The organism is Sneathiella sp. (assembly GCF_047631475.1).
Classification (GTDB): domain Bacteria; phylum Pseudomonadota; class Alphaproteobacteria; order Sneathiellales; family Sneathiellaceae; genus Sneathiella.
In genome coordinates this window covers 76,147-98,652 of sequence record NZ_JBLHZT010000010.1, presented here as the reverse complement: position 1 = coordinate 98,652, position 22,506 = coordinate 76,147, and the positions used below count along the sequence as shown (strand labels likewise).

General features: G+C 47.8%; 22 protein-coding genes. 12 read left to right on the top strand and 10 right to left on the bottom strand.

The annotated features are described in order from the left end of the window. Positions 1-539: acyl-CoA dehydrogenase family protein (locus tag ACJAYR_RS06400; RefSeq protein ID WP_415235832.1), on the bottom strand; the 539-nt coding region annotated here is incomplete at its 3' end. A gap of 111 nt (positions 540-650) precedes the next feature. Between ACJAYR_RS06400 and ACJAYR_RS06395 the strand changes: the two genes are divergently transcribed. Beyond that, complete coding sequence (locus ACJAYR_RS06395; RefSeq protein WP_415235831.1) at positions 651-1,049, top strand: rhodanese-like domain-containing protein; 399 nt, start codon at positions 651-653, stop codon at positions 1,047-1,049. 103 nt (positions 1,050-1,152) lie between these two features. Here ACJAYR_RS06395 and ACJAYR_RS06390 read toward each other — a convergent pair whose 3' ends face one another. Both ACJAYR_RS06390 and ACJAYR_RS06385 read right to left on the bottom strand, forming a co-directional pair. Further along, entirely contained in the window at positions 1,153-2,235 is a 1,083-nt protein-coding gene (locus tag ACJAYR_RS06390) for an endonuclease/exonuclease/phosphatase family protein (RefSeq protein WP_415235830.1), read from the bottom strand. Positions 2,236-2,484: 249 nt separating this feature from the next. Next, the gene (locus ACJAYR_RS06385) at positions 2,485-4,473 is read right to left on the bottom strand and encodes an AsmA family protein (protein WP_415235829.1); all 1,989 of its coding nucleotides are present in this window, start codon (positions 4,471-4,473) and stop codon (positions 2,485-2,487) included. 343 nt (positions 4,474-4,816) lie between these two features. Here ACJAYR_RS06385 and ACJAYR_RS06380 point away from each other — a divergent pair, with 343 nt between their 5' ends. The 4 genes from ACJAYR_RS06380 to ACJAYR_RS06365 all read left to right on the top strand — a co-directional run bounded on the left by ACJAYR_RS06380 (position 4,817) and on the right by ACJAYR_RS06365 (position 8,593). Continuing rightward, the gene (locus tag ACJAYR_RS06380) at positions 4,817-5,800 is read left to right on the top strand and encodes a TRAP transporter substrate-binding protein (RefSeq protein WP_415235828.1); all 984 of its coding nucleotides are present in this window, start codon (positions 4,817-4,819) and stop codon (positions 5,798-5,800) included. A 39-nt stretch (positions 5,801-5,839) separates the two neighbouring features. Next, positions 5,840-6,394, top strand: a complete 555-nt coding sequence (locus ACJAYR_RS06375) for a TRAP transporter small permease (protein WP_219821667.1) — start codon at positions 5,840-5,842, stop codon at positions 6,392-6,394. Then, a complete protein-coding gene (locus tag ACJAYR_RS06370; protein ID WP_415235827.1) occupies positions 6,391-7,788 on the top strand; it encodes a TRAP transporter large permease in 1,398 nt (465 codons plus the stop codon). Before ACJAYR_RS06375 ends, ACJAYR_RS06370 begins: the two co-directional genes overlap by 4 nt. A gap of 109 nt (positions 7,789-7,897) precedes the next feature. Beyond that, positions 7,898-8,593: a DUF1194 domain-containing protein gene (locus tag ACJAYR_RS06365; RefSeq protein WP_415235826.1), complete on the top strand. Its 696-nt coding sequence runs from the start codon at positions 7,898-7,900 to the stop codon at positions 8,591-8,593. Positions 8,594-8,597: 4 nt separating this feature from the next. Here the strand turns inward: ACJAYR_RS06365 and ACJAYR_RS06360 are convergent, their stop codons facing one another. Beyond that, positions 8,598-9,239: a flavin reductase family protein gene (locus ACJAYR_RS06360; RefSeq protein ID WP_415235825.1), complete on the bottom strand. Its 642-nt coding sequence runs from the start codon at positions 9,237-9,239 to the stop codon at positions 8,598-8,600. A gap of 261 nt (positions 9,240-9,500) precedes the next feature. Between ACJAYR_RS06360 and ACJAYR_RS06355 the strand changes: the two genes are divergently transcribed. Beyond that, entirely contained in the window at positions 9,501-10,043 is a 543-nt protein-coding gene (locus tag ACJAYR_RS06355; RefSeq protein ID WP_415235824.1) for a GNAT family N-acetyltransferase, read from the top strand. Here ACJAYR_RS06355 and ACJAYR_RS06350 read toward each other — a convergent pair. The 4 genes from ACJAYR_RS06350 to ACJAYR_RS06335 are packed head-to-tail and all read right to left on the bottom strand — an operon-like array spanning position 10,011 to position 16,732. Next, a complete protein-coding gene (locus tag ACJAYR_RS06350) occupies positions 10,011-12,074 on the bottom strand; it encodes a hypothetical protein (protein ID WP_415235823.1) in 2,064 nt (687 codons plus the stop codon). The two genes, ACJAYR_RS06355 and ACJAYR_RS06350, sit on opposite strands and share 33 nt — an antisense overlap. After that, complete coding sequence (locus ACJAYR_RS06345) at positions 12,071-14,836, bottom strand: DUF4159 domain-containing protein (protein WP_415235822.1); 2,766 nt, start codon at positions 14,834-14,836, stop codon at positions 12,071-12,073. The genes ACJAYR_RS06350 and ACJAYR_RS06345 overlap by 4 nt, the downstream gene beginning before the upstream one ends. Then, entirely contained in the window at positions 14,833-15,732 is a 900-nt protein-coding gene (locus ACJAYR_RS06340) for a DUF58 domain-containing protein (protein ID WP_415235821.1), read from the bottom strand. Before ACJAYR_RS06340 ends, ACJAYR_RS06345 begins: the two co-directional genes overlap by 4 nt. 1 nt (position 15,733) lies before the next feature. After that, entirely contained in the window at positions 15,734-16,732 is a 999-nt protein-coding gene (locus ACJAYR_RS06335; RefSeq protein WP_415235820.1) for an AAA family ATPase, read from the bottom strand. 114 nt (positions 16,733-16,846) lie between these two features. Here ACJAYR_RS06335 and ACJAYR_RS06330 point away from each other — a divergent pair, with 114 nt between their 5' ends. From ACJAYR_RS06330 to ACJAYR_RS06315, 4 genes are read left to right on the top strand one after another with little or no spacing between them, the layout of a single operon-like run. Then, positions 16,847-17,428 (top strand): DUF1285 domain-containing protein, encoded by a 582-nt coding sequence (locus tag ACJAYR_RS06330; RefSeq protein WP_415235819.1) that lies wholly within the window; start codon positions 16,847-16,849, stop codon positions 17,426-17,428. Next, on the top strand, positions 17,412-18,062 hold the full coding sequence (locus ACJAYR_RS06325; RefSeq protein ID WP_415235818.1) for a CoA pyrophosphatase: 651 nt from the start codon (positions 17,412-17,414) through the stop codon (positions 18,060-18,062). The genes ACJAYR_RS06330 and ACJAYR_RS06325 overlap by 17 nt, the downstream gene beginning before the upstream one ends. After that, positions 18,062-18,337: a DUF6111 family protein gene (locus tag ACJAYR_RS06320; RefSeq protein WP_415235817.1), complete on the top strand. Its 276-nt coding sequence runs from the start codon at positions 18,062-18,064 to the stop codon at positions 18,335-18,337. The genes ACJAYR_RS06325 and ACJAYR_RS06320 overlap by 1 nt, the downstream gene beginning before the upstream one ends. A gap of 10 nt (positions 18,338-18,347) precedes the next feature. Beyond that, entirely contained in the window at positions 18,348-19,550 is a 1,203-nt protein-coding gene (locus ACJAYR_RS06315; protein WP_415235816.1) for a CCA tRNA nucleotidyltransferase, read from the top strand. Here ACJAYR_RS06315 and ACJAYR_RS06310 read toward each other — a convergent pair. Next, entirely contained in the window at positions 19,545-20,408 is an 864-nt protein-coding gene (locus ACJAYR_RS06310) for a hypothetical protein (RefSeq protein WP_415235815.1), read from the bottom strand. The genes ACJAYR_RS06315 and ACJAYR_RS06310 overlap by 6 nt on opposite strands. 97 nt (positions 20,409-20,505) lie before the next feature. On the opposite strand from ACJAYR_RS06310, the gene ACJAYR_RS06305 reads away from it, so the two are divergent. Continuing rightward, complete coding sequence (locus ACJAYR_RS06305) at positions 20,506-20,781, top strand: hypothetical protein (protein ID WP_415235814.1); 276 nt, start codon at positions 20,506-20,508, stop codon at positions 20,779-20,781. A gap of 87 nt (positions 20,782-20,868) precedes the next feature. Beyond that, positions 20,869-21,927: a bifunctional transcriptional activator/DNA repair enzyme AdaA gene (locus ACJAYR_RS06300; protein WP_415235813.1), complete on the top strand. Its 1,059-nt coding sequence runs from the start codon at positions 20,869-20,871 to the stop codon at positions 21,925-21,927. 14 nt (positions 21,928-21,941) lie between these two features. Here ACJAYR_RS06300 and ACJAYR_RS06295 read toward each other — a convergent pair whose 3' ends face one another. Beyond that, positions 21,942-22,505 carry a hypothetical protein gene (locus tag ACJAYR_RS06295; RefSeq protein WP_415235812.1) on the bottom strand — a complete coding sequence of 188 codons (564 nt, stop codon included), beginning with the start codon at positions 22,503-22,505 and terminating at the stop codon, positions 21,942-21,944. Between the last annotated feature and the right edge of the window lies 1 nt (position 22,506).

The following is a 22,506-nucleotide window of genomic DNA, read 5'->3' as shown; positions in this document are numbered from 1 at the left end:
TCTGTGGAGGTACGTACAAGGCAGAAAATCCAATCTGCGTATTGAGCAAGAGTTGTCCAGATTTTTGAACCATTGCACAGAAAATGATCGCCCTTATCTTCGGCTTTCATTTGAAGGGACGCCAGATCTGAGCCTGAACCAGGTTCAGAATACCCCTGGCACCACCAGTCTTCGTTTGTCTGCATCCTTGGCAGGAACCGACGTTTTTGCTCATCCGTTCCAAATTTCAAAATGACCGGCGCACACATTTTGATGCCGAACGGAATAACGCCAGGAGCGTTTGCATTCGCCATTTCGGTCTCGAAAATGTATTTTTGCGTGGTGGACCAACCGGTGCCGCCAAATTCTACAGGCCATTCAGGTGTCAACCAGCCTTTTTTTGCAAGGGCATTTTGCCAGCGAACATGATCTTCGCGGGGTAAATAGCTATTGCGTGTATCTGCCATTTTTTTCTGGAGATCGTCGTCAAAATTGTCATTGATAAACTCGATGACTTCCTGACGGAATTCATTGTCTTTGGGGGTAAATGAAAGATCCATGATTTCCTCTTTGTGTTTTTGCTTTTATCTGCTGGCATCCCTGATCGTGAGATTGTAGCATTCATTGGCAAGGATCAAGTGTTAAGTATAGCCACAAGTCTGGAGAATAAAATGAAAAAAACAGTCAAACAGATGGTTGCGGCCGCAAATGAAAAAATTGAAACCCTGACAACTGCGGATGCAATTGCATTGCATGGTCAGGAAGAAGTCACATTTGTTGATATCCGTGACGTAAGGGAATTGGAGCGTGAAGGGCAGGTTCCGGGTGCGGTACACGCGCCGCGCGGTATGCTCGAATTCTGGGTTGACCCTGAAAGCCCGTATCACAGAGATGTGTTTGCAAGTGGTAAAAAACTGATCTTTTTCTGTGCAGCAGGCTGGCGGTCTGCGCTTGCCACCGCGACGGTAAAGGAAATGGGGTTGGATAACGTGGCGCATATCGACGGTGGTTTCGGTGCGTGGCGGGATCAAGGGGGGCCTGTTGAAGAGCGGGCGGCTAAGAAAGCTTAAGTTTTTCCATTCAGTAGAAAAGGGCGCTCGGCGCCCTTTTTTTGTTTATTGCTCTTTGCAATGGGGGACGTTTGCCATCCCTGATGTAACAAGGCGGGTTATTTTATTTCTCCCAGTCTTCACCCACAGGATTGCGATCCCGTTTTTTTTCTGTGTCAATTACCTCATTCGCTTCGTCGAAATCATTCTTGGTTGCGTCGGGCGGCGTGGTGTTTTTGGCACTAAAATTCAGGGCAAGCTCATACATCATGGGAAAGTGGTCTGATCCTATAAAGGGTTGCCGCATTATATTGACGAGTTCAAATTCTTCAGAATGAAAAATATGGTCCAATGGCCACCGTAAAAAGGGAAACCGGGCATCGAAGGAATTGTACATGCCCCGTCCTTGCCTTGGATCAAGCAGTTGAGACAGTCTCATGAAACGACGAGTGGTTGTAGACCATGCAACATCATTTAGATCACCTGTAATGATCATCGGGCGTTTCCGATCAATGGCAATTTTACCAGCGATCAAAATTTCGGCGTCGCGGCCCTTTGTATCGCTGTTTGGAACCGGTGGATCGGGATGGATTGAAATGAGGTCAAATTGTTGATCATCCTCGTTTTGAAACGTGCAATGAAAACTGGGTATTTTGTCGTTCAGCAAGAATTTTATGTCACCTGAAATCATGTCGAGACGAGAGGCAAGAAACATCCCGTAACTGTTATCCTGTGGGCATGTCAGCGTGTGGGGATAGTGTGAGAAAGCGTCGTTAATCGCGTCAGTCCAAGCCTGATCAGTTTCCATAAGGATGAAGATATCCGGCTCACATTCACGGAGGAGCTCGATAAGCTTTGAATAGTCACGATTGCCCTGTTTCACATTACAAATAAGAAACCGGATGACCGTCCCATCATCCGAAGTCGTATTGGATTTCGCCGATTGTTTGAACCAAAGCGGTGTGAACCGAATGATAAAAACCGCCTGAATAATAAAAGTACTGAGAAGCATGACCAAAAAGACAAGATCCAAGCTGTCGTCTGGCTGTGAAAGAGAAAGGATAATAGCCGTTAGAATTGCAATGGTGGCAATTTGCAAGCGTCCGAAATCGAAGACCCGCACGACCCCATGACTGATGGGTAACAGGGGAAGTAAACTGGCCAGAAGGCAAAGTGATGCGATCGCGCCGAATATGTAGTCTATCATATGGTACCTTCGATGGTGCCCTTGTTTGGGTCGGCTCCGGTGGGGTGGCTCGTGACGACGGAACCCAGTCTACTGGACGCAAGTTGGCCCGTCATCTGAAATTCAAGGCTTGAAATGGACTGCGGACGAAAAGCGGAAACAGAAGATTTCCCAGATTGATAATCTAGGAAATTCTGGCATTCAGTACAAAAAAACCATGACCCCCGGGTCGGCGGCCATGGCTTACTTTGTTGACTTTAAGAAGTTGGATCAGTCTTTCTTTCCCAGAAAGCCGCCCAGGGTTTTCCCAAGAGTATCACCCAAGGTTTTCTTCAGCTCTTCTTTGCCTTTGGTTTCCAGCCCTTCTTTAAGCTTTGCAGGGTCAGCGATATTTGTAATTGCGCCCGCAAGGTCTGGTGCAAATTTTGGATCTTCCCAGGAGCCGGAAATTTTGATCGGGACAACAAGACCGGTTGCATCCTTGCCACCTTGCCCTTCAGTTGTCGCGACCAATTTGGGTTCCACACGGTAATCCAATGTTTTGGGTGGCATATTCACATCCCCTTTACCGGTGATGCGAACAAAAGGATTGAGCATTTTCAGATCATTGTTTTTCAACAAACCATTTACAATTGTGAATGTGCCGGAAAGTTCAGCAAAATCTGTTTTCTGGGTGCCACCACTATCGGTAAAGGCGCTGGTAACATTACGCGCCATTGCGGCCAGATTAATGCCGGAGATGGCACCATTTTCAAACAGGATCTGCCCATTGCCGTTCAATGCTTCGACAAAATCTTTTTGGGATTTGCCCGTCGCATTGATTTTGAGATCGATTTTACCAGTGCCTTCGAGTTTGTCGAAGTCAGCGGCGTCTGTCAGCATCGGTAAGAGTTGTATGCCTTGTAACGAGAAGGATTTCGTGACTTTAGCAGTTGGGTTGCGAGCATCCAGCATGACTGACCCGACGCCCTTTCCATCGTACAAATCAAGTTCTGTCAAATCGACATTAAGAACGCCATCTTGCAATTTCGTTGCAACACTGCTTTTGCCGATCTTTACTTTTTGAACCAATATTTTTCCGACAGACAAATCGAATTTTGCATTGGCCGATTTCAAACCAGAAAAATCTATGGGGTTGTCGTCCCATTTTTGGTCGCTGGCGGTTTTTGCTGGTGCGGACGTGTCAGACGCGGCATTTTGTTCGGTCCCCGCATTCTCGGGCAGATAAGGATTGATATCCAGTTCTACGATATCCAGCCGCCCTTCAAGATAAGGGATTTTCTTTCCAAGATTGACTGAAAAGTCTCCGTTCCCGTTTATTTTGTCAAACACCAAAGTCGCATTTTTAAACGCGTAAGCCGTATCATTGATACTGACATCGCCTTTAACTGAAACCAGACCAAAGGTCCCCTCTTTTGCTTCCATTGGCTGGCCAACCCAGGCCGTAAGATCTTTTAATGATGGAATATTGAGGTCGGTTTTGCCATTTAATTTAAGAGGCTGCGTGGCGTCGATACCGCCGTCCAGAGTAAAGGTAACCTTTGAAGAAGTAACGGATGACTTCAGGCTTGTTGGTTTGTTTTCAAGAACCGCTCTCAAAGCTCCGATTTCGGTCTCAAAATCTACTTTTTCGGCATTCCAAACGGCATTGCCTGCGGCTTTAAACGGGGCGTCCAGTCCGGTGAGTATCAGCGCAATATTAATATCCGAGAGTATTTGGACATCACCAGTTTTCTGGTCATTGTAGGTCAGGGCTCCGCCAATGATTTGCACGTCACCCAAATTCAGATCACTAATTCCCAAATCACCGCCTGAAGAGTCGGAACTACTCTCCGTTTTGGCGTCCGAAGTTCCTGAAGCTGTTCCCGCCGGGCTGGAGAATTCCCAGTTTTTATTCCCCTTTTTATCACTTTCTAAATAGATGACAGGCTTGTTGAGAACAAATTTGTCCACCTGCACCTGACCTGTAAGGATCGGAAGGACAGCAAGTTCAACTGTCAGCGTATCAATGCTAACCATATTCGGTTCATTACTACTCGGGGCGTTGGAAAGAGAAACCGTCGAAGCATTGACGCCCAGTGTTGGGAAAACGCTGACGTTGAAATCGCCATCGATAGACAGTGTTCGTCCCGTTGCATCATTAACGGCTAGTATGAGTTCTTCTTTCAGCCGTTCTGCAGGTACCAGAAATGGTATTGCGACAACAGCCACGATAAGTAGAACAACAATGCCCAGAATACCGTAAAAGACCTTTTTCATTAGTTCACCCCAGTATTGGATCGCGTATGTATGGTGTTGGCCACATGGCCAATAAAACGCTTTGGATCGTTATGGATATCTTGCCATAACTGTGTGTCACAAAGAAGGCTTTGTCAAAATTCATCGCAAGATATTACCAACAATTAATCCGATAATAGAAAGGGAATATGGGATAAAGCTGCAACTTTGCAAACAAATCTACTCGCAAAATGAACAATTAGGCGCTATTCTCCCACTATATAATAAGTATCAGAAAGCTGTATTCCAGTCATTTTGATGACAAGTGCTGTGAAAAACAGCCAATTTTCATAAAAAAGTAGAATAGTTGACAGAGGAGAAAACAATGCGCCTTTTTATTGGAGCTGCAGTCGCGGCTGGTGTGATGCTTGCAGGATTTGTTGCACAAGCTGAACCAATTAAAATTAAATTTTCACATGTTGTGGCGGAAAATACACCGAAAGGGCAGATGGCTCTGAAGTTCAAGGAACTGGCAGAAGCCCGTCTTCCTGGAAAAGTCGTTGTCGAAGTTTTCCCTAACTCTCAGTTATTTGGCGATGGTAAGGTATTGGAAGCGATGCTTCTTGGGGACGTTCAGATCGCGGCCCCGTCTTTGTCCAAGTTCAATAAATACACCAAAAAACTTCAGGTTTTTGATCTGCCGTTCCTCTTTAAGGATATGGATGCAGTTGAAAAATTCCAAAATGGTCCCAAGGGTCAGGAATTGCTGAATTCCATGGAGAAAAAAGGTCTGATCGGACTGGGATATCTTCATAACGGACTGAAGCAACTTTCAGCTTCTCGCGAATTGCGTAGTCCTGTAGATGCGGACGGCCTGAAATTCCGTATTCAGACATCTGATGTTCTGGCTGCCCAGTTTGAGGCCGTTGGTGCAACACCTTTGAAAAAACCTTTCTCAGAAGTCTTCTTGCTGTTGCAGACAAAAGCAATTGATGGTCAGGAAAATACCTGGTCAAATATCTATTCCAAGAAGTTCTTTGAAGTGCAGGATCATATTACGGCTTCGAACCACGGTTTGATCGACTATCTTGTCGTAACATCTGCTGAATTCTGGCAAGGGCTAGAGGACGACACACGTAAGGTTCTGAAAGCCTCTATGGATGAAGCAATTGCCCACGGCAACAAGATCGCTGCGGAAAAAGTCAATAGTGATCGCAAGCGTATTGCCGATTCCGGACGTAGTAAAATTCTGGATCTGAGCGCTGCTGACCGTGCAAAATGGGTTGAAGCGATGAAACCTGTTTGGGCAAAATTCTCTGATGAGATTGGTCAGGATTTGATCGACGCTGCCGTCGCTTCAAACAACTAATTCTCGGTTCCTAGAAAATTTCAGACAAGGGGGCCCATTGTGCGTCACTATGTCGAGCGTTTGGAGGAGGGATTGATTTCCCTCCTTCTCGTTATCATGACGATGCTTGTGTTTGTCGAGGTCGTTATGAGGTTTGTTTTTAACAGTGGGTTTCTCTGGCTTCAGGAACTAACCCTGTTAACTTCTGCGTGGTTTGTTCTCTTGGGCGCGTCCTACGGGGTTCGTGTTGGCGCGCATATTGGCGTAGACGCGCTGGTTCGCTTGCTTCCCCCAAATATCCACCGACTAGTCTCAATTGCGGCCGTTGGCATGTGTCTGTTTTATTGCGGTCTCCTGTTTGCTGGCTCGTGGGTTTATCTTGAAAAGATGAAGAAAATCGGGCTGGAGCTTGAAGACTTGCCGTACCAAAAATGGGTGGCGCATTCCATTCTGGTTGTTGGGTTTGGCCTTCTTTTCATTCGGTTTCTTCAGTTGCTTTGGAAAATCATCAAGGGAGAGAGTATCGGATTTCAGTTGGCTGATGAGGCTAAAGAAGTTTTGGAAGAGATTGCCCATATTGAGCCAGTTAAGAAAAACGAAGGAGATGGCAGATGATTACAGCCGTTCTCTTCATACTTCTGTTTCTGGGCATCTTTATGGGGATGCCGATTGCCATCGCACTCGGTTTCTCCAGTATCGTTACAATTTACTATCTCTCTGGAGACAGTATCGCATCGATGGGACTCAAATTTATTGAGAACCTGACTGATCACTACACATTGCTGGCCATTCCGTTCTTCGTTTTATCCAGTGCGTTTCTTTCAACTGGCGGTGTTGCTAAACGGCTAATCCGATTTGCAAACGCAGGCGTTGGCCACATTCGCGGTGGTCTCGCCATGGCTTCGGTTCTGGCCTGTATGCTGTTTGCCGCTGTGTCGGGGTCTTCACCTGCCACTGTGGCCGCGATCGGCTCAATTGTGATCGCAGGTATGGTCAAAACCGGTTACCCGGAAGAATTCGCGGCAGGCGTGATTTCAAATGCTGGAACATTAGGTATCCTGATCCCGCCCTCCATCGTTATGCTGGTCTATGCTGCGGCAACCGAAGTATCCGCAGCCCGGATGTTTATGGCCGGGTTTATCCCGGGCATCATGATGGGGTCAATTTTGATGTTGGCGATATACATTTATGCGCGCATCAAGGGATTGCCTGCACAGGAACGCGTATCCGCCAGAGAATTTTTCTCCGCGGCGTTTAGTGCGTCTGGCGGTATCATTCTCATTGTCATCATCCTGGGGGCCATTTACGGCGGTATTGCAAGCCCGACCGAAGCTGCGGCTGTCTCCACTATTTATGCCTTTATTATCGCCGTTGCCGGTTACCGGGATATGGGACCGTTGAAGGAAATACCCTGGCGTTATGAAGGGGAGAATGCCGGTTCAGCCATTGTAAGAAATACCTGGCAAATCATGGTTGGTATTCCAAAAGCATTTTTTGCGCCTGATGTACAGAAGGTGGTGCTGGACGGTGCCAAGGTCAGCTTTATGCTGCTTTTCATTATCGCCAACGCAATGCTTTTTGCACATGTTTTGACGTCCGAGAGAATCCCGCATGTGATCGCCGAAGCGATTACAGGGCTTGGATTGCCGGCATGGGGTTTCCTGATCATTATGAACCTCTTGCTTTTGGCCGCAGGTAACTTTATGGAACCTTCCGCCATTCTGCTGATCATGGCGCCAATCCTGTTTCCGATTGGCCTCCAGTACGGCATTGATCCCATTCATCTGGGGATCATCATGGTTGTGAATATGGAAATTGGCATGATTACGCCGCCTGTGGGCTTGAACCTGTTTGTCACGGCGGGAATTACCGGGCGCAGTATTGTGTGGGTGGTGAAGGCTTGTCTGCCTTGGCTATCACTGTTGTTGCTGTTCCTGATAATGGTGACCTACATACCTCAGATATCACTGTTCCTACCAGAACTGATCGATAGTTTGAGAACCCGGTAAGGGGTAAATAAAAGGGCGGTATTGCACCGCCCTTTTTTAATTGTGGAGCCCTATTTCTGACATGAAGGCTTTGCAGAGTAGGGCGGCATTGTCGGTGAAGGAATATTGCGTGCGTTTTAGCCTTTTAATCTGTTTTTTCTGCTGGTTCGGAACGAGTGCGTTCTTATCAACACGCGCCGTTGCCGAGGACGTTGATTTACATCTTGTGCTGGCCGTTGATGTTTCTTCAAGCATTAATTACGACGAATTCGGGCTTCAGATCCGCGGATATGCCAATGCCTTTCGAAGTGCAGAGGTGCAGCAGGCCATTCAATCAGGGGTGCATAAAAAGATCGCCGTTTTAATGACCCAATGGGCGGGCCTGCAAGAACAGAAGGTGGTTATTGGATGGACGGCCCTGTCCACAGTGAATGACGCTGAACAATTTGCCGAAAAGATTGACTATCTCTCTCGCAGCTTTCCGTTCGGCGGTACGGCAATTGCGCCTGCCCTGGAACATGCCTGGCAGCAGTTTGCCACATCGCCGCATAAATCGGCCCGGCGTGTCATTGATCTGTCCGGTGATGGCCGTATTTCCATTGGGCCATCCTTAGAGCCGATCCGTGAAACCGTTGTTGCAAACGGTGTTGTTATCAATGGACTGGCAATTTTAAATGAGGCCCCCGACCTGGATCAGTATTACCGGAAAAACCTGATCGGTGGCAGGGGCGCTTTTGTTCAGGTCGCCAATGATCTGAACGACTTTCCCCTGGCTATTCAAAAGAAACTGGCCAGGGAAATTCGGGGGATATGGTACGGGGTCTAAATGTTTATTTAGTCATCCGTTTTTCCTGAGCCGCCTGATCAGGGCGGTTCAACGAGAAAACTTCCATGACAGCCGAGTAATCCTTGTACCCCAGACGGGCCAAAGGATGAAATTTTGTCATGTCTAGCAGCCCATCGGTAATGAATTCATCCTTGATATGAATCCCAACAACCTGTCCCAAAACCATACGGTTGGGTTGATCGGGATTATTAGACGGAAGGTCGATGGTTTGCAAATATTTGCATTCCATATTCACGGGACTTTCGAGGACCCTTGGCGGTTTGACCATAGAAGAAGGGGCGGCTGTCAGACCACCAAGATCAAATTCATTGACACTTCTGGCCGCCATCTCCGAGGTTGCGTTCATGGCGTCACGAATTTCATAGGTCACAACATTGCATACAAATTCGCCGCAGGCCTCAATATTCGCCAATGTATCTTTTGGTCCCCCTTCTGAATGGTTGCCATTAAACCCAAGGACAACGGTCGGTGGGTTATCTGACATGGCATTGAAGAAGCTGAACGGTGCAAGGTTAAGATTGCCTTGGGCATCCATGCTGCTGACCCAGCCAATAGGGCGCGGGGAAACGATAGCCTTGAAAGGGTTGTGCTTTAGGCCATGATGATTGGCTGTTTCATAAAACATGCAGAAAACTCCACTTTACTGGGGAAAGAGTTGGATAACGAGTTGTGTGAGAAAATAGCAGGGCGAGCCAGTTTGAAGCAAGACAAGTTTATTTTCTTTATTTTCAAATATTTTCGTGATAGATCGCAGTCATGGTACAGAAACAAATCATACGACGACGACGACTGGTAGCGCCAATACGCGCAAACCGATAGCCGTGCCTGTTTTCTAGTCGTTTCCGGGCATCGAGCGTTTTAAAGACTCTATTGCCAGGATAAGACGATGTATAAGATTTGTGACGAGCAGCCGCAGGATGTTGCGGCCATTGAAATTCTCCTCGATGTATGCTTTGGACCGGAAAGGTTCAAAAAAACCGCCTACAAAATAAGAGAAAACCTAAATCCCGAACAAGCCTTGTCTTTTGTCGCGAAAGACGACGAAAGTTTGCTGGCAAGTATTCGTTATTGGCCCGTGACACTGGGCGGTACAACAGAGGCGTTGCTTCTGGGGCCTATCGTTGTCACCCCAGATCAACAGGGAAAAGGGATCGGGGTTGAACTTATTCGCTACAGTATGCAAAAAGCGAAAGCCGCGGGGCACAAGATTGTCGTTCTGGTCGGTGATCGAGACTATTATGCACGGTTTGGTTTTGTGTCAGCCTTTGATGCCGGTCTTTCTTTGCCGGGCCCTGTGGATCCCGATCGGTTTCTGGTGGCCGAACTGGCGGAAAACGCACTACAAGGTGTCAGCGGCGTGGTCGCCGGTAAAGGAACCTCAAACGGGGGGGTAGGATCAGCGACTTTCTCGCCACCATGCCAGGCATAGGATGCCAAGCAGCAAAGATAACGCTATCGCTGGTGGCGTGAGAGCCGTTCTTGTATATCCTGTAATTTCGTAGCTTTTATTCTTCCGAAGGCCGATCCAATTTTGTCCCGCTTGCAATCCATCTGGTGACGTGCGCCTGATTTCCGGTATGACGCCGTTTGTCGTTCGTTTTATGGTTCCGCCTGTTTGCTGAATATAAGGCGTCAGTGGGAGAGCCGATGATCGGATGTCCCGACTTTCAAGTGGATTTAACCGACCCACTGCGACCAGAGTTTTAAGGGCATCTGAACTAAGGCTGTATAAACCCGGCGATGTTATACCCAGCGAACCGGTATCAATCCCGTTTTCGTCCTTGGAAAGCGCGACCTCCGCTGTGGTCCCATCTGGCTTTTCAACAGTGACGGTCTTGGGGCCTGCATCAAGCGACCAGCGTTCCAATTCAAGTCGGTCAGCGTTTACGCGACCGATCAGTCTTTCTTCCTCCAGCTCGGGCTCTTGCATCAACCAGTGGGCTATTCTCCTCAACAACTCTCCCTGTGGGCCGCCGCCTTCAAATCCGTTCCCCCATAACCAAGCATGATCCGACAGCATCTGGGCAACCCGACCTTCGCCGTAGCGTTCGAGGATCAGAAGTGGTTTCTCTGCCGGGCCGGTCATTAAAACGGTGCCCGCAGTCGCGTTCGTGTCAATCATCCGAAACCAGCGACCCCAGTTTTCGCGCTCTTTCGGGGTTGATAGGCGGGCGGTAACCGGGTGACGTTTGCCAGTGTCACTCAGTAGCGGCACAAACCCCTGCTTGAAGACTGACCCGGTTGGTTGCCCCGGAAGAACGTCCGACAACGGTGTTTTGTAAAGGCTGAGAGAGGTCGCAAAGGAAGGGCCCGCCGCTTCAAGAAGAGCGCCCCCCTTCATGACGTAATTTACAATATTTCGAAGATAGGGGGGCGCCAGGACACCTCGCCGCCGGTATCGATCAAAAATTATCAAATCAAATTCGTCCAGTTTCCGTTCGAATAATTCGTTAATTGGGAACGGAATGAGGGACAATTCGTTAATCGGTGTGCCATCCTGTTTTTCCGGGGGCCTAAGGATCGTAAAATGCACAAGATCCACAGACGGGTCTGATTTGAGAATATTTCGCCAGCCCCGCTCTCCCATATGAGGTTCACCCGAGACAAGCAGAACTTTAAGCCTGTCCCGAATACCGTTGACGGTAATAAACGCCTTGTTGTTTTGAAGGCTGATTTCGCCTTCTAATTCCGGGACAGTAATTTCAACAAAATTTGCGCCACCATGGGGAATTGTGATCGCTATGTCGGTGATCCGATCCGTTCTGACAGCCACATTTTTGATGATCTTGCCGTCGAGTTTTACCTCGGCAACAATTGTTTTTGCTGTCTCTACAGGCTCTTTATCTACGGTTTTGATTTTGATGACTGTTTCTTTGTTGACGATGCCAAAAGACGGCGCCGTTTCAACAGTAAGGACCCTGTCTTTCTCATCTTCACTGCCAGTCAGCAGAACATGCAGGGGGCCTGAGCCGTTTAATTCGGACGGTTGATCATGTACTTGTCCATCAGTGATGAAGATACTTCCCGCAACCTGAGAAGGCGGGATTGATTTCAACATTTCTTTCTGGGCTTTAAACAACAGCGTTTTGTCACCGTCTTCGCCAGATAAGCTGTTTCTGACGGTCGACCTTAGAATATTCAGATCGTTTATTTTTTCGAGCCTTGCCAAAAGTGCCTGCAACGCCGCAGTCGTTTGCTGTTCTCTTTCCCCCTGTTTCTGGCTATCTGTTTCATCAACCACAATCAACACCGTGTCCTTCAGATATCGGCGTGTTTCTGAAATAAAAGAAGGATTTGCCAACACAAACAGCAAGCTAACGATAAACGCTGCGCGAAGGAGAGATGTCGGTCCCTGGCGCCAGTAGGAAAGTGCAATGATCAGGACGGCCGCACCGATCATCACTAAAAGAAGGGAATAATCGACAAGGGGATCAAAGAGAAGATTCAGGCTTTCGTTCATTGACCAAGCCTTTCCAGTATCGCGGGAATATGCACCTGATCGGCTTTGTAATTTCCTGCAAGCGTGTACATTACCAGATTGATACCAAAGCGAAACGCCATTTCCCGTTGGCGTTCACCGCCGGGGACCATGGCGGCCACTGGACGCCCTTCAAAATTTATCGCCCAGGCAGCGGCCCAGTCATTACTGCCAACAACAATAGACGCAACACCGTCATTTCCGGCAGCATTCAGGGTATTTTCAACCCAAAGCTCACCATCGTGATATCGGCCCGGAAAAGATTGCATCAAATAGAAAGATCGGGTCAAAACATGATCAGTAGGAACCTGCGTTAATCGCTGAATATCAAGGCGGGATAACAGACTTCTAAGTCTCATGCCTTCTGGGGTTCGGGTAAAATTTCCGTTGCTGACACCGGCGGCAAGCTGGTTTCGGGTATCAAACAGAATTGTGCCACCTATTTTCAGATAGTGATTGATTTTTTCAATGGCTTGATCACTGACCGGTTCAAAATCAGCCGTGATCGGCCAGTATATCATCGGAAAGAAAATCAACTCATTCTGTTCAAGTTTAATAGGCAAAGGTTGAGCTGCTTCTATAGCTGTCCGCCGCCGGAGTTGCTTGCTGAGACCTGTAAGACCGGCTTTGCTCATTTCGTCGATTTGGGTATCACCGGTTACGATATAGGCCAGCCGCGTTTCCAATGTTGCCTGCAGTAGGCGGTCAAGATCATCCTTTGCATAGCTATCGCTCGCTGGGAAAACCGATAGACTTGCAATGAAAGTTATGATGACGGCTTTGGTCGATGCTGATCGAATTAGCAAACGGGATCCGTTCAGCAAAAATATCATGATCAGGCTGTCGATCAGGATCAGACCCAGAGCTGCAGATAACAAGGGCGCCATTAAGGATAGGCTTTTTCCCTCTTCGTAAAACCGTGTTGTCGCTGTAACCTTGGTCAAGTTAATCGGCTCATATCGGTCGATATTCGGGCCGACATTGTTTGCGATACGATTTTGAGGTGATCCGTAATATCCAGAAGCATATAAGCCTCTGTCCGTTGCCTGCGGGTCCAGATAGGAAAGCGATAAGGATTGTTGGGACGCCAGATCAATCGGTCGTCCAAAGCCGTCCAGCAAGGCAAGAGGGGCAAGTAACCCATCGGATGCTGACTGTGAGGGTGAGAAAGAGCCCAGAAAACTTATTTCCCGCAACATTTCAACAAATAAGCCGGAGATAGCCAGATCGGACCAAGCCATTTTTGCCGTCGTATGAAACAGGATGATCTTTCCGCGACCGCGATCATCGGCCGTTACAAGCGGCGTTCCGTCGGCCAGTTGCGCCCACGTTTTTTGACTGAGTTCCGGAGAAGGGTTGGCAAGAACCTGTTTGGAAACAGTGATGTCGGGATCGACCGTAAGGTGGGAAAAGGGACTGTTTTCTGGCATTTTCCCCAGCTTTGCAGGTTTGCCCCAAGACATAGCGCCATCCAGATTACGATTACCGGCACGCAAGGGAACCGGAAGAAGGCCCGATCGTGCGTTCGCCAGTTTCGGTCCAGCAAATCGGATTAATATGCCCCCGTCAGAGATCCATTTTTCAAGCATTGAAGACTGTTTTGCCGGTAAGGCCGCTGTATCCCTCATGGCAATTAAAGCTGGGTCTTCCTCTATCAATTGGGAAAGTGTGTTTTTCTTTATGTCATAAAAAGGCAGCAACGCATTTTCTAGATAATAGTTTTCTTCAAGCAAGGACGGTGTGTCTTCTTCGGCGCTATTTGTGACAAGGCCGATCGTGCGTCGTTTCCAACGGTCATCCAATAAAAAGACAGATCCGGCGCTTTTACTGTTTTGGATCTCAAACCTAGACAGGTCATTGCGGATTTCGTTGGGGAGCTTAAATGTCACCGAGGTGGATTGGGACGTTATGCCGTCAAAGACAACGGGCATTTTCTCCAGAATTTTCCCACTTTCTGATCGGGCCAGCAGCATAGACGGCCTTGCGGGCGAGTTTGCTGGGCGGGTAATCTCAACGGTGATCCCGCCGCCTGAATTTGACACAGAGCGGATAATCGGCGGTCCAATTAATTCCTTGTCCCGATAGATAGTCAAACTGCCCAGATCGGCTATTTTCTCCAACGCATCGATCAGCGCAGTTTCAGAGCCTGTCGTCGTATATCCATTTGTAAACCAGAAAATCTCTGGCGATTGTAAGCGGGAAAGGGCTGGATAGTACTGTTCAAAGACGCGGTGATCGACCCCTTGAGACAAAGGATGAACCTGCCGGCTGATGGCTGAAAGACTGTCTGGTGAGACAGCTTTTAGAGAGTAATCTGAATTATTCTGAGGATGCGCGGTAGTTACGATATAGACCAGTCGGTCCTGAGCATAAAATTCTTTCGCCATTCGGTTTAGCGTTGCTTCTTTGATGTCCCAGTTGCCGGCGCTTAGCCAATCGTTGTCGATAAAAAGCACGATGGGTCGGTCTGTTCCTGTCAGTTCGGTTCTATTTAAGCTTGGTCCTGCCAGCGCAACAATGACGAGCGCGGCGATCATCAGGCGCAGCAACAGAAGCCACAAAGGCATTTTGGCGCGGCTTTCTTCTTTTCCGGCGATCTGTAACAGAAACTGTATGGCGGGAAAACGGACCTTTTTCGGCGCAGGCGGCATAAGGCGTAACAGCCACCAGATCGCAGGTAAAATCAATAAGGCACTGAGGATCCAAGGCGTTGCGAATGTCAGACTAGTCAAGAAGGCTGTCATTTCGTCTTCCTTTGCAAAGAAAAGAAGATGGAAGAAAGAGGCTCGCTCATTGGGTTTTCTGTATTATGGCCAAGATAATCCCATTGCAGTTTGCGCGCAGCCTGTTTGAGAAAATTTTGATGGGCCTGAAATTTTTCCAGATATTCGTCGCGAATATTTTCAGATCTTCCAAACAAGGCAGAAAGCGGACCGTTCATTCCCTTGAAAAGAATTCGGCCTTTAAATGGGAAGCCGATCTCAGCGGGATCATTGATCTGCACTAACAGACCACGATTTTCAGTTTGTTGAAGAATGTTGAAGAATTTTTGTAACTGTTCCTGCGGATATAGAAAATCGCTCACCAAAACGACGCGTGCTTTTTTGGGTAAACGAAGCCCAGTTGTCAATGTTGCAAGGTCCTTGCTGTCCAACCGAAGGAGATTTTCGGTGAAGCGCTCAAACGATACGGGGCCCTGCGATGCTTTTTGCAGACCGCCAATATATGCGAAATTTTCGCTGCCTTTCATGAGAAGTAAAGCCGTCGCAAGCGTAAGAACCCGACTTTGGAAAAGCTTTGACGGGATGGCGTTTTTGGAACTGAACGCCATGCCGGGACTGTTATCGCACCAGAACCACACACTTTCAGGCGTTTCCAATTCATTCTGGCGAATGAAAAGTTGATCACGCTTGGCAGACTGTCGCCAATCGATGCTCGAGGATGGATCGGACTGTTCGTATGATTTGAACTGCCAGAAATCCTCGCCAACGCCGGATTTGCGGCGACCATGTGTTCCGGGATCAAACCCGTTTACCAGTTTTTCAGCCTGTAACATCAACGCAGGCAGGCTGGAGGAAAGCATTTCAGCGTCCACCCTTTCCAGGCGATGTGAGTTTTTGCGCAGGCCCAGGTCGGTCATTTTATTGCATGGTCTGTGTGAGAGATTGAATGATATTTTCTTCCGTTATGTTTTCTGCTCGGGCGGAATAGGAAAGCGCTATTCTATGCTTCAAGATCGGGATAGCGAGGTCGATTACATCATCAATAGAAGGGCTCAATCGGTTTTCCAGCAAAGCTCTGGCACGTGCAGCAAGGATCAGGGCTTGGCTGGCACGAGGGCCCGGCCCCCAGGTGACATACTGTTTGACAAGCGCGTTTTCAGATTGTTCCGGGCGAGCCTGCCGAACCAGCTTTAAAATCGCCTCGATAACCTGATCACTTACAGGAACAGATCTGACCAATTGCTGGGCTTTTAAAAGTTCGCTAGCGGAGAGGACTGCGGGAATATGGGGGGTGTTTGTTCCGGTCGTTTCAATAAGGATCTGTTTCTCGGTTTGTTCATCCGGGTATCCTACATCAATCTGCATCATGAAACGGTCCAGTTGAGCTTCCGGTAGCGGATAGGTGCCTTCCTGCTCGATGGGGTTTTGGGTTGCCAGAACGTGAAAAGGTTCTGGTAGAATATGCTCCTCTCCGGCAATGGTGACCCTTTTTTCCTGCATGGCTTGCAACAAAGCTGACTGGGTTCGGGGACTGGCGCGGTTGATTTCGTCAGACATGAGAAGCTGGGTGAAGATGGGACCCTTGATAAAACGAAAGTGTCGTTGCCCATCCGCGGCTGTTTCCAGGATTTCTGATCCGAGAATATCAGCGGGCATCAGGTCTGGGGTGAACTGAATACGTTTATTATGCAGGCCGAGGACGCCGCCGAGGGTTTCAACTAGCTTTGTTTTGGCAAGGCCAGGAACGCCGATCAGCAAAGCATGTCCCCCAGCAAGTAATGTAGTTAGTGTCAGTTCGATCACTTCTTCTTGACCAAATATTTGCCCGGATATCGCCGTTTTTATATCCTGCAGTCGGGACGACAACATATCTACCTGTTCGAGAATTTTGTCTTCTGTGTTATGTATGTCATCCATGGCGAAGCGAGGTCCTTATAAGTACAAGTATGCTAAATATCAGTTTTACATCTTGGTATGAAAGCTCGATAGAATTAAATATAACAATAATATGCGCGACGATAAGGTCTTAATATGACAACGACAGCATCACAAAATGGACTTAACGCAATAATCAGTCAGATCAAGGACAAGAAGCATCCGCCTGTTCACTTGTGGAACCCGGACTTTTGCGGCGATCTTGATATGAAGATTGCGCGGGATGGGACTTGGTATTATCTGGGCTCGCCAATCGGGCGAAAGCCTTTGGTGAAGCTGTTTTCGGGCGTTATTCGGCTGGATGACGACGGCAAATATTATTTGGTTACGCCAGTTGAAAAAATTGGAATTACGGTAGAAGATGCCCCCTTCGTCGCGGTAGAAATGTTTCGCGAAGGGTCCGGTGAAGATCAGGTTTTGAGCTTCAGAACACATGTTGACGATTTCGTGATCGTTGACGAAAGCCATCCATTGAGATTGGCAATCAATGCGGAAAATAATGAACCTTCGCCTTATGTGCGTGTCAGAAGCAATCTGGAAGCACTGATTGCACGCCCCGTTTTTTATGACCTTGTGGAACTATGCGAGGAGCAGGAAATTGACGGGGAAAAAAGGTTTGGCGTATGGAGCAGCGGTTCTTTTTTTGATTTTGGGTCGGTAGATGACATTTTTGAATAAGACAGTGGATATATTGAAAGAAACCCTGGCGCCGGTTCTGGACCCCATTCCGGAAAGTAACAGAACCGTATTGGATGAGTTTGGTAATTTTCGGGGGGATCACGACCTAAATCCGGCCAGCTTTCCCCAAAATAATATAGTCTATAAACCTGCTGCCGTGCTTGTTCCCATCGTTCACCGTCAATCAAAACCCCATGTAATTCTGACCCGGCGGGCGGGACATTTGAACAAACATGCAGGGCAGATCAGTTTTCCGGGTGGACGAGCGGAAGAAACTGACCAAAGTGTTGTCGATACGGCGCTTCGTGAAAGTCATGAGGAAATTGGTTTAGTGCCTTCCAGGGTTGATGTTCTGGGCACATTGAATACATACCTAACGGTAACACATTATTCTGTTACGCCTGTTGTTGGGCTGGTTGAACCAGAAGGGGACTTCGTGGCAGAAGTAAATGAAGTGTCCGAGATCTTCGAAGTGCCGCTGGATTTCCTTATCGATGCGGAGAACCATCAGAAACATAGTGGTTTTCACAATGGCATTGAAAGATTTTGGTACGCGATGCCCTATAACGATTATTACATCTGGGGGGCAACCGCCGGGATGATCAAAGATTTATCAGATCGGATTTCAGACTAATGCTCAGAGGTATTTTATTCCATCTTATTCCGCTGCTTTTACCGTTCATCGTCTATGGTGTTTATCTCTATTTCAATAAACGCGCTGGCGGAGAAAAGACCTGGCAGGGGAAATCTGTTGCGATAGCAACAATCATTGGCTTGATCCTTATGGGGGCAAGTCTCATTACTCTCGCTGTTTTGAGGGAAGATACCAAAGAAGGCGTTTATACGCCGGCCCGTTTTGAAGATGGAAAGATTATCGAACCACAATTTATCCCTGCAGAAAAAAAATAAAGGCGTCATTGTGCCGCAAGCGCTTGTCGATTTAACGAAAGAGCCGCCCGCCTGGCTTCACTATAAAGAGACACAAAGTTTGTTTGCCGCCCTTGAACAAGCGGGTGGCCAATGTCGTTTTGTTGGTGGCTGCGTACGTGATGCATTGGTTGGTACTTTAAGTGATGATTTGGATGTTAGCACGAACCTGATCCCGGAAGATGCTTCAAAAAGGCTTGAAAAGGCGGGGTTTAAGGTGGTGCCAACGGGCATTGATCACGGGACAATCACCGCTATAAAAAATCACAGGGTTTTCGAAGTCACGACATTGCGCATTGATGCAGAAACATATGGCCGTCATGCATCCGTTGCTTTTACCGATGACTGGAAGGTTGATGCCGCGCGGCGGGATTTTACGTTTAACGCGCTTTCCTTGGATCAGGCAGGGGTCCTGCATGATTACTTTGGCGGGCAAGAGGATTTAGCGAAAGGCAGGGTACGCTTTATCGGGGATGCAGAGGCTCGTATACAGGAAGACTATCTAAGAATATTACGATATTTCCGGTTTTTTGCGCGATTTGGTAATGGCAATCCCGATAAAAATCAGCTGGCACAGATTCAAAAAAACGCGACCTCTCTCTCTCGGTTATCGAGGGAGCGGGTGACAAAGGAATTAATGTTGTTGCTGGGGCTTGATAAACCGGTTCCATCTCTTAAGCTGATGAAGGAATATGGCGTTTTCAGGTCCCTGTTTGGCGTTGATCTTTTCCCGGAATATGTGGAAGCCTTAACGGCGGTTGAGCGAGAAAAGGATCCGGTGGCCAGATTGTTGGCATTGATCGGCGGTGAGATCAATAATTTTCGTTTGGTGCAAGCCGCCTTGAGGTTGAGCAACAAGACGCAACAACGAATTCAAAGCGCGTGTGAAACTGAACTTGCGGCAGATCTTGATCCCCATGCCCAAAAAACGGCGCTTTACCGACTTGGGCCTGTGGTTTTCAAAGACTGCGCGATGATCGGCATGTTGAAAAACAGCAGTGACCGTTCTTTTCAAGAGTATCTAAGGTTAGCCGAAACCTGGTCGGTTCCAGAATTTCCGGTTAAGGGGCGAGATCTTGTGGCTTGGGGGATGAAGCCCGGACCGGAGATTGGCAAAGCGATCACCTTGTTGATCCAGATTTGGATTGACCATGATTTTACGCTCACGGCAGACGAACTGCGCAAACGGTTATAATCCTTCAGATCCCACACCCAAAATCCAGCCTTCTTCTTTTTCGCATCTCAGAAGTTCAGTTTGAGAGAGGTCAGGGGCCCCCAATACGGCACTTAGCGTCTTTTCCTTCAGTGTTTTTGTAATCCAGTTCCGGCAGGCAAGAACCTGACGCGCGTCTTTGATCGGATGATCAATTGCGGTGTGATTACTGAGGCTTGGCCATGTCTCGGCGAGAATTATACCATCCAGTTTTAGATCCCAATGAGTTTCGAACGGCCAAAATCTCGCCCGTTTTGCGATGTTCTTATGCTCAGTAAACCGGATAAGTTCGTGCAAACCGGTGAGCGTCTGACTACCAACAGAGCCCTGTCCGTAAAGCTGCCAAACATTCATGATCGGGTGGCCACGATCCTTTAAATATTTTTCGCAAACCCGCCATTCTGCAAAGGGATGCTGAAAGGCAGGTTTTTTGCGGGTTAGTTGTTCGAATTCCATGGATACGGGGTGACCCCAAAAAGGTCCGGGAGACGCTGATATTTGTTTGTTTAAAACGTTGGCGGCCGAAAATCGATTGTTGGTGTCATCTTCATTCGAAATAAGATGCTGTTGAATAAGTTTTGCCGCTTCGCGCCCGCCTTTCAATCCAGAGCCGTATGGGTATCCAAAGGGAAAATCAAAAGCCAGTAAAGCAGAGCCCGGGCAAGCGGAAACAAGCGCGTGCAGGCGTTTCATGCAGGCCGAGCGGGTGGGGAAATATTCAGCTTCAGAAGAGATTGACTGATTTTGCCAGGCAATCCAGCATCGGTCCGCAGTTGGTTTTTTAGGCCCTTTTGAGGCGGCAGCCGACCAATCAACGACAACAATCAGGTCAAAATGCATTAGAGAGTTTCCCGCCTATACTAAAAATCACGAAAATGACAAAATGTGATATGACATAATAGCTCTGTATAATGTCATTTCCTGACAGGAGATTGGAATGAAAAAAAAGCTTTCGATAATTGGTTTGGGGGTCATGCTGGCAATGACACCAGCAGTTTCCTCCTATGCCGACGAAAAAGGTGCGGATGAACTGGCCGTTGAAGGGTTAAGCAAATTACTGGATGCGTTGAGTGTGTTCATTGATTCCATTCCACAATATGAAACACCAGAAGTTTTGGATAATGGTGACATTATTATTCGCCGTGTGCCTTCTACCAAAGAAGATAAAGACACGGACGATAATGATCACGGAGTTGAGAAAACATCTACTTAAGACGCGTTTTGAAAACGGGAAACGGATAGTTCCCGGGCAGAAGAAGTTTATCCTAGGTGCTTGGTTCAGCTGAGCACGGAGTGAAGAATGGACGTGTTGGAAAAAAGAGTGGCGGTTTCTAATCGGGACAAGAGGTATGATGGCGTTTTTGTATATGCTGTAAAAACAACGGGTATCTATTGCCGCCCGTCCTGCCCGTCTCGGCACGCAAAGCCTGAGAATATGCTGTTTTTCGACCTGCCTGATGACGCTGAAATGAACGGGTTCAGGGCATGTAAACGGTGCCGCCCGGATTTCGTGAATTCGAAAGACCCCCTTTTTTCAATGATACGTCAGGTATCGACCATCATCCGACAGGAACTTGAAGAGAACCCGGACGACAAAGTCTCACTGGGTCATCTATCTGCCAAAACGGGTTATAACGAAGACTATCTAGCCCGTAGTTTTAAGCAGGTTATGGGGGTAAGCCCGTTTGAATATTATGATATGTTGCGTAATGGTAAGCTGAGGGAAAATCTGAAGCGGGGCGAGAATGTCTCAGCCGCGGCTTACGGGGCCGGTTTTGGATCTTCAAGCAGGCTCTATGAAAAAGTGCATGAACGTCTTGGGATGACACCCGCTTCCTACGCCAAGGGCGGAAAAGGGGCTGAGATCGCCTATGCTATCGTTGACTGCTTTCTTGGAAAAATGCTGATCGGGGGAACCCGAAAAGGGGTCTGCGCCGTTTATTTTGGAGATTCTGAATCTTCTCTGTTGGACGAATTGAAAGCAGAATTTCCTGAGGCGGAAATTGCGCCCGAGATTGGCGATCTCGCTGAATGGACAGCAAAGATCAGCGCATTTTTGGAAAGAAAAACCGCAGCTGTTCCCGAAATCCCACTTGATATGTTTGGGACTGCATTTCAGCGCCGCGTATGGCAGGAATTATTAAAAATAGCGCCAGGTGAAAGCAAAACATATAAACAAATTGCCGACGATATGGGACATCATAAATCTGCGCGTGCTGTTGGTCGTGCATGTGCGACGAATCCAGTGTCTTTGGTTGTGCCGTGTCATCGGGTAATCGGGTCAGATGGAAAGTTGCACGGGTATCGCTGGGGGCTTGAAAGAAAAGAGCTGCTTCGGCGGTGGGAACTTACTGAATAAATCCGTCGGGTCTTTTAGAAGGCGCCCGTTCTCTGTTTAGGAGAGGCCGGCCCTCTCAGATTTTTAAGGGCATCATAGCCAAGGGTCAGTTGTTTTTCTCGGGGAAGGCTTTTCAGGTAGTCAAACCCGTCTTTTGTCTTAGTGTTATAAATTGGATCATTTTCTTCTTTTAACCGGTTAATTGCCTTATACCATATAATGTAGATCTTCATTTCATGGGTATGATTATTGTCCAGATGCCGATAGAGCGCACAACAAATAAACAAGATGAGATCGGTAATCTCATCTGCATAATTATAACTGCGGTCAATGGTTGACAACAAACCGTGGTTTGTAACCGGGTCAAGTGACATGACTGAGGAGAAAAAGAATTGTCGATCGTCCGGCGCCAGATAGTTCAAATATTCTGGTACAATATCTGGTTGGTGAGCACGGTTGCTTAATCGATGGAGAAGGCGATATCCACTAAGCGTTAAGGCATGTATCCCAACCGGGTCGGTGTGAGAAAAATGCAGCTTTATCGCCAGATTAACCAGGCGTTTTGCTGCCTCCATTTCGTTGATACGATTTTTTTGCATT

Excerpts from the sequence above, each read along its gene's own strand:
- ACJAYR_RS06395 (WP_415235831.1), top strand. The coding sequence starts at position 651 with ATGAAAAAAACAGTCAAACAGATGGTTGCGGCCGCAAATGAAAAAATT.
- ACJAYR_RS06390 (WP_415235830.1), bottom strand. The coding sequence starts at position 2,235 with ATGATAGACTACATATTCGGCGCGATCGCATCACTTTGCCTTCTGGCC.
- ACJAYR_RS06385 (WP_415235829.1), bottom strand. The coding sequence starts at position 4,473 with ATGAAAAAGGTCTTTTACGGTATTCTGGGCATTGTTGTTCTACTTATC.
- ACJAYR_RS06380 (WP_415235828.1), top strand. The coding sequence starts at position 4,817 with ATGCGCCTTTTTATTGGAGCTGCAGTCGCGGCTGGTGTGATGCTTGCA.
- ACJAYR_RS06370 (WP_415235827.1), top strand. The coding sequence starts at position 6,391 with ATGATTACAGCCGTTCTCTTCATACTTCTGTTTCTGGGCATCTTTATG.
- ACJAYR_RS06360 (WP_415235825.1), bottom strand. The coding sequence starts at position 9,239 with ATGTTTTATGAAACAGCCAATCATCATGGCCTAAAGCACAACCCTTTC.
- ACJAYR_RS06355 (WP_415235824.1), top strand. The coding sequence starts at position 9,501 with ATGTATAAGATTTGTGACGAGCAGCCGCAGGATGTTGCGGCCATTGAA.
- ACJAYR_RS06350 (WP_415235823.1), bottom strand. The coding sequence starts at position 12,074 with ATGAACGAAAGCCTGAATCTTCTCTTTGATCCCCTTGTCGATTATTCC.
- ACJAYR_RS06345 (WP_415235822.1), bottom strand. The coding sequence starts at position 14,836 with ATGACAGCCTTCTTGACTAGTCTGACATTCGCAACGCCTTGGATCCTC.
- ACJAYR_RS06340 (WP_415235821.1), bottom strand. The coding sequence starts at position 15,732 with ATGACCGACCTGGGCCTGCGCAAAAACTCACATCGCCTGGAAAGGGTG.
- ACJAYR_RS06335 (WP_415235820.1), bottom strand. The coding sequence starts at position 16,732 with ATGGATGACATACATAACACAGAAGACAAAATTCTCGAACAGGTAGAT.
- ACJAYR_RS06330 (WP_415235819.1), top strand. The coding sequence starts at position 16,847 with ATGACAACGACAGCATCACAAAATGGACTTAACGCAATAATCAGTCAG.
- ACJAYR_RS06325 (WP_415235818.1), top strand. The coding sequence starts at position 17,412 with ATGACATTTTTGAATAAGACAGTGGATATATTGAAAGAAACCCTGGCG.
- ACJAYR_RS06320 (WP_415235817.1), top strand. The coding sequence starts at position 18,062 with ATGCTCAGAGGTATTTTATTCCATCTTATTCCGCTGCTTTTACCGTTC.
- ACJAYR_RS06310 (WP_415235815.1), bottom strand. The coding sequence starts at position 20,408 with ATGCATTTTGACCTGATTGTTGTCGTTGATTGGTCGGCTGCCGCCTCA.
- ACJAYR_RS06305 (WP_415235814.1), top strand. The coding sequence starts at position 20,506 with ATGAAAAAAAAGCTTTCGATAATTGGTTTGGGGGTCATGCTGGCAATG.
- ACJAYR_RS06300 (WP_415235813.1), top strand. The coding sequence starts at position 20,869 with ATGGACGTGTTGGAAAAAAGAGTGGCGGTTTCTAATCGGGACAAGAGG.
- ACJAYR_RS06295 (WP_415235812.1), bottom strand. The coding sequence starts at position 22,505 with ATGCAAAAAAATCGTATCAACGAAATGGAGGCAGCAAAACGCCTGGTT.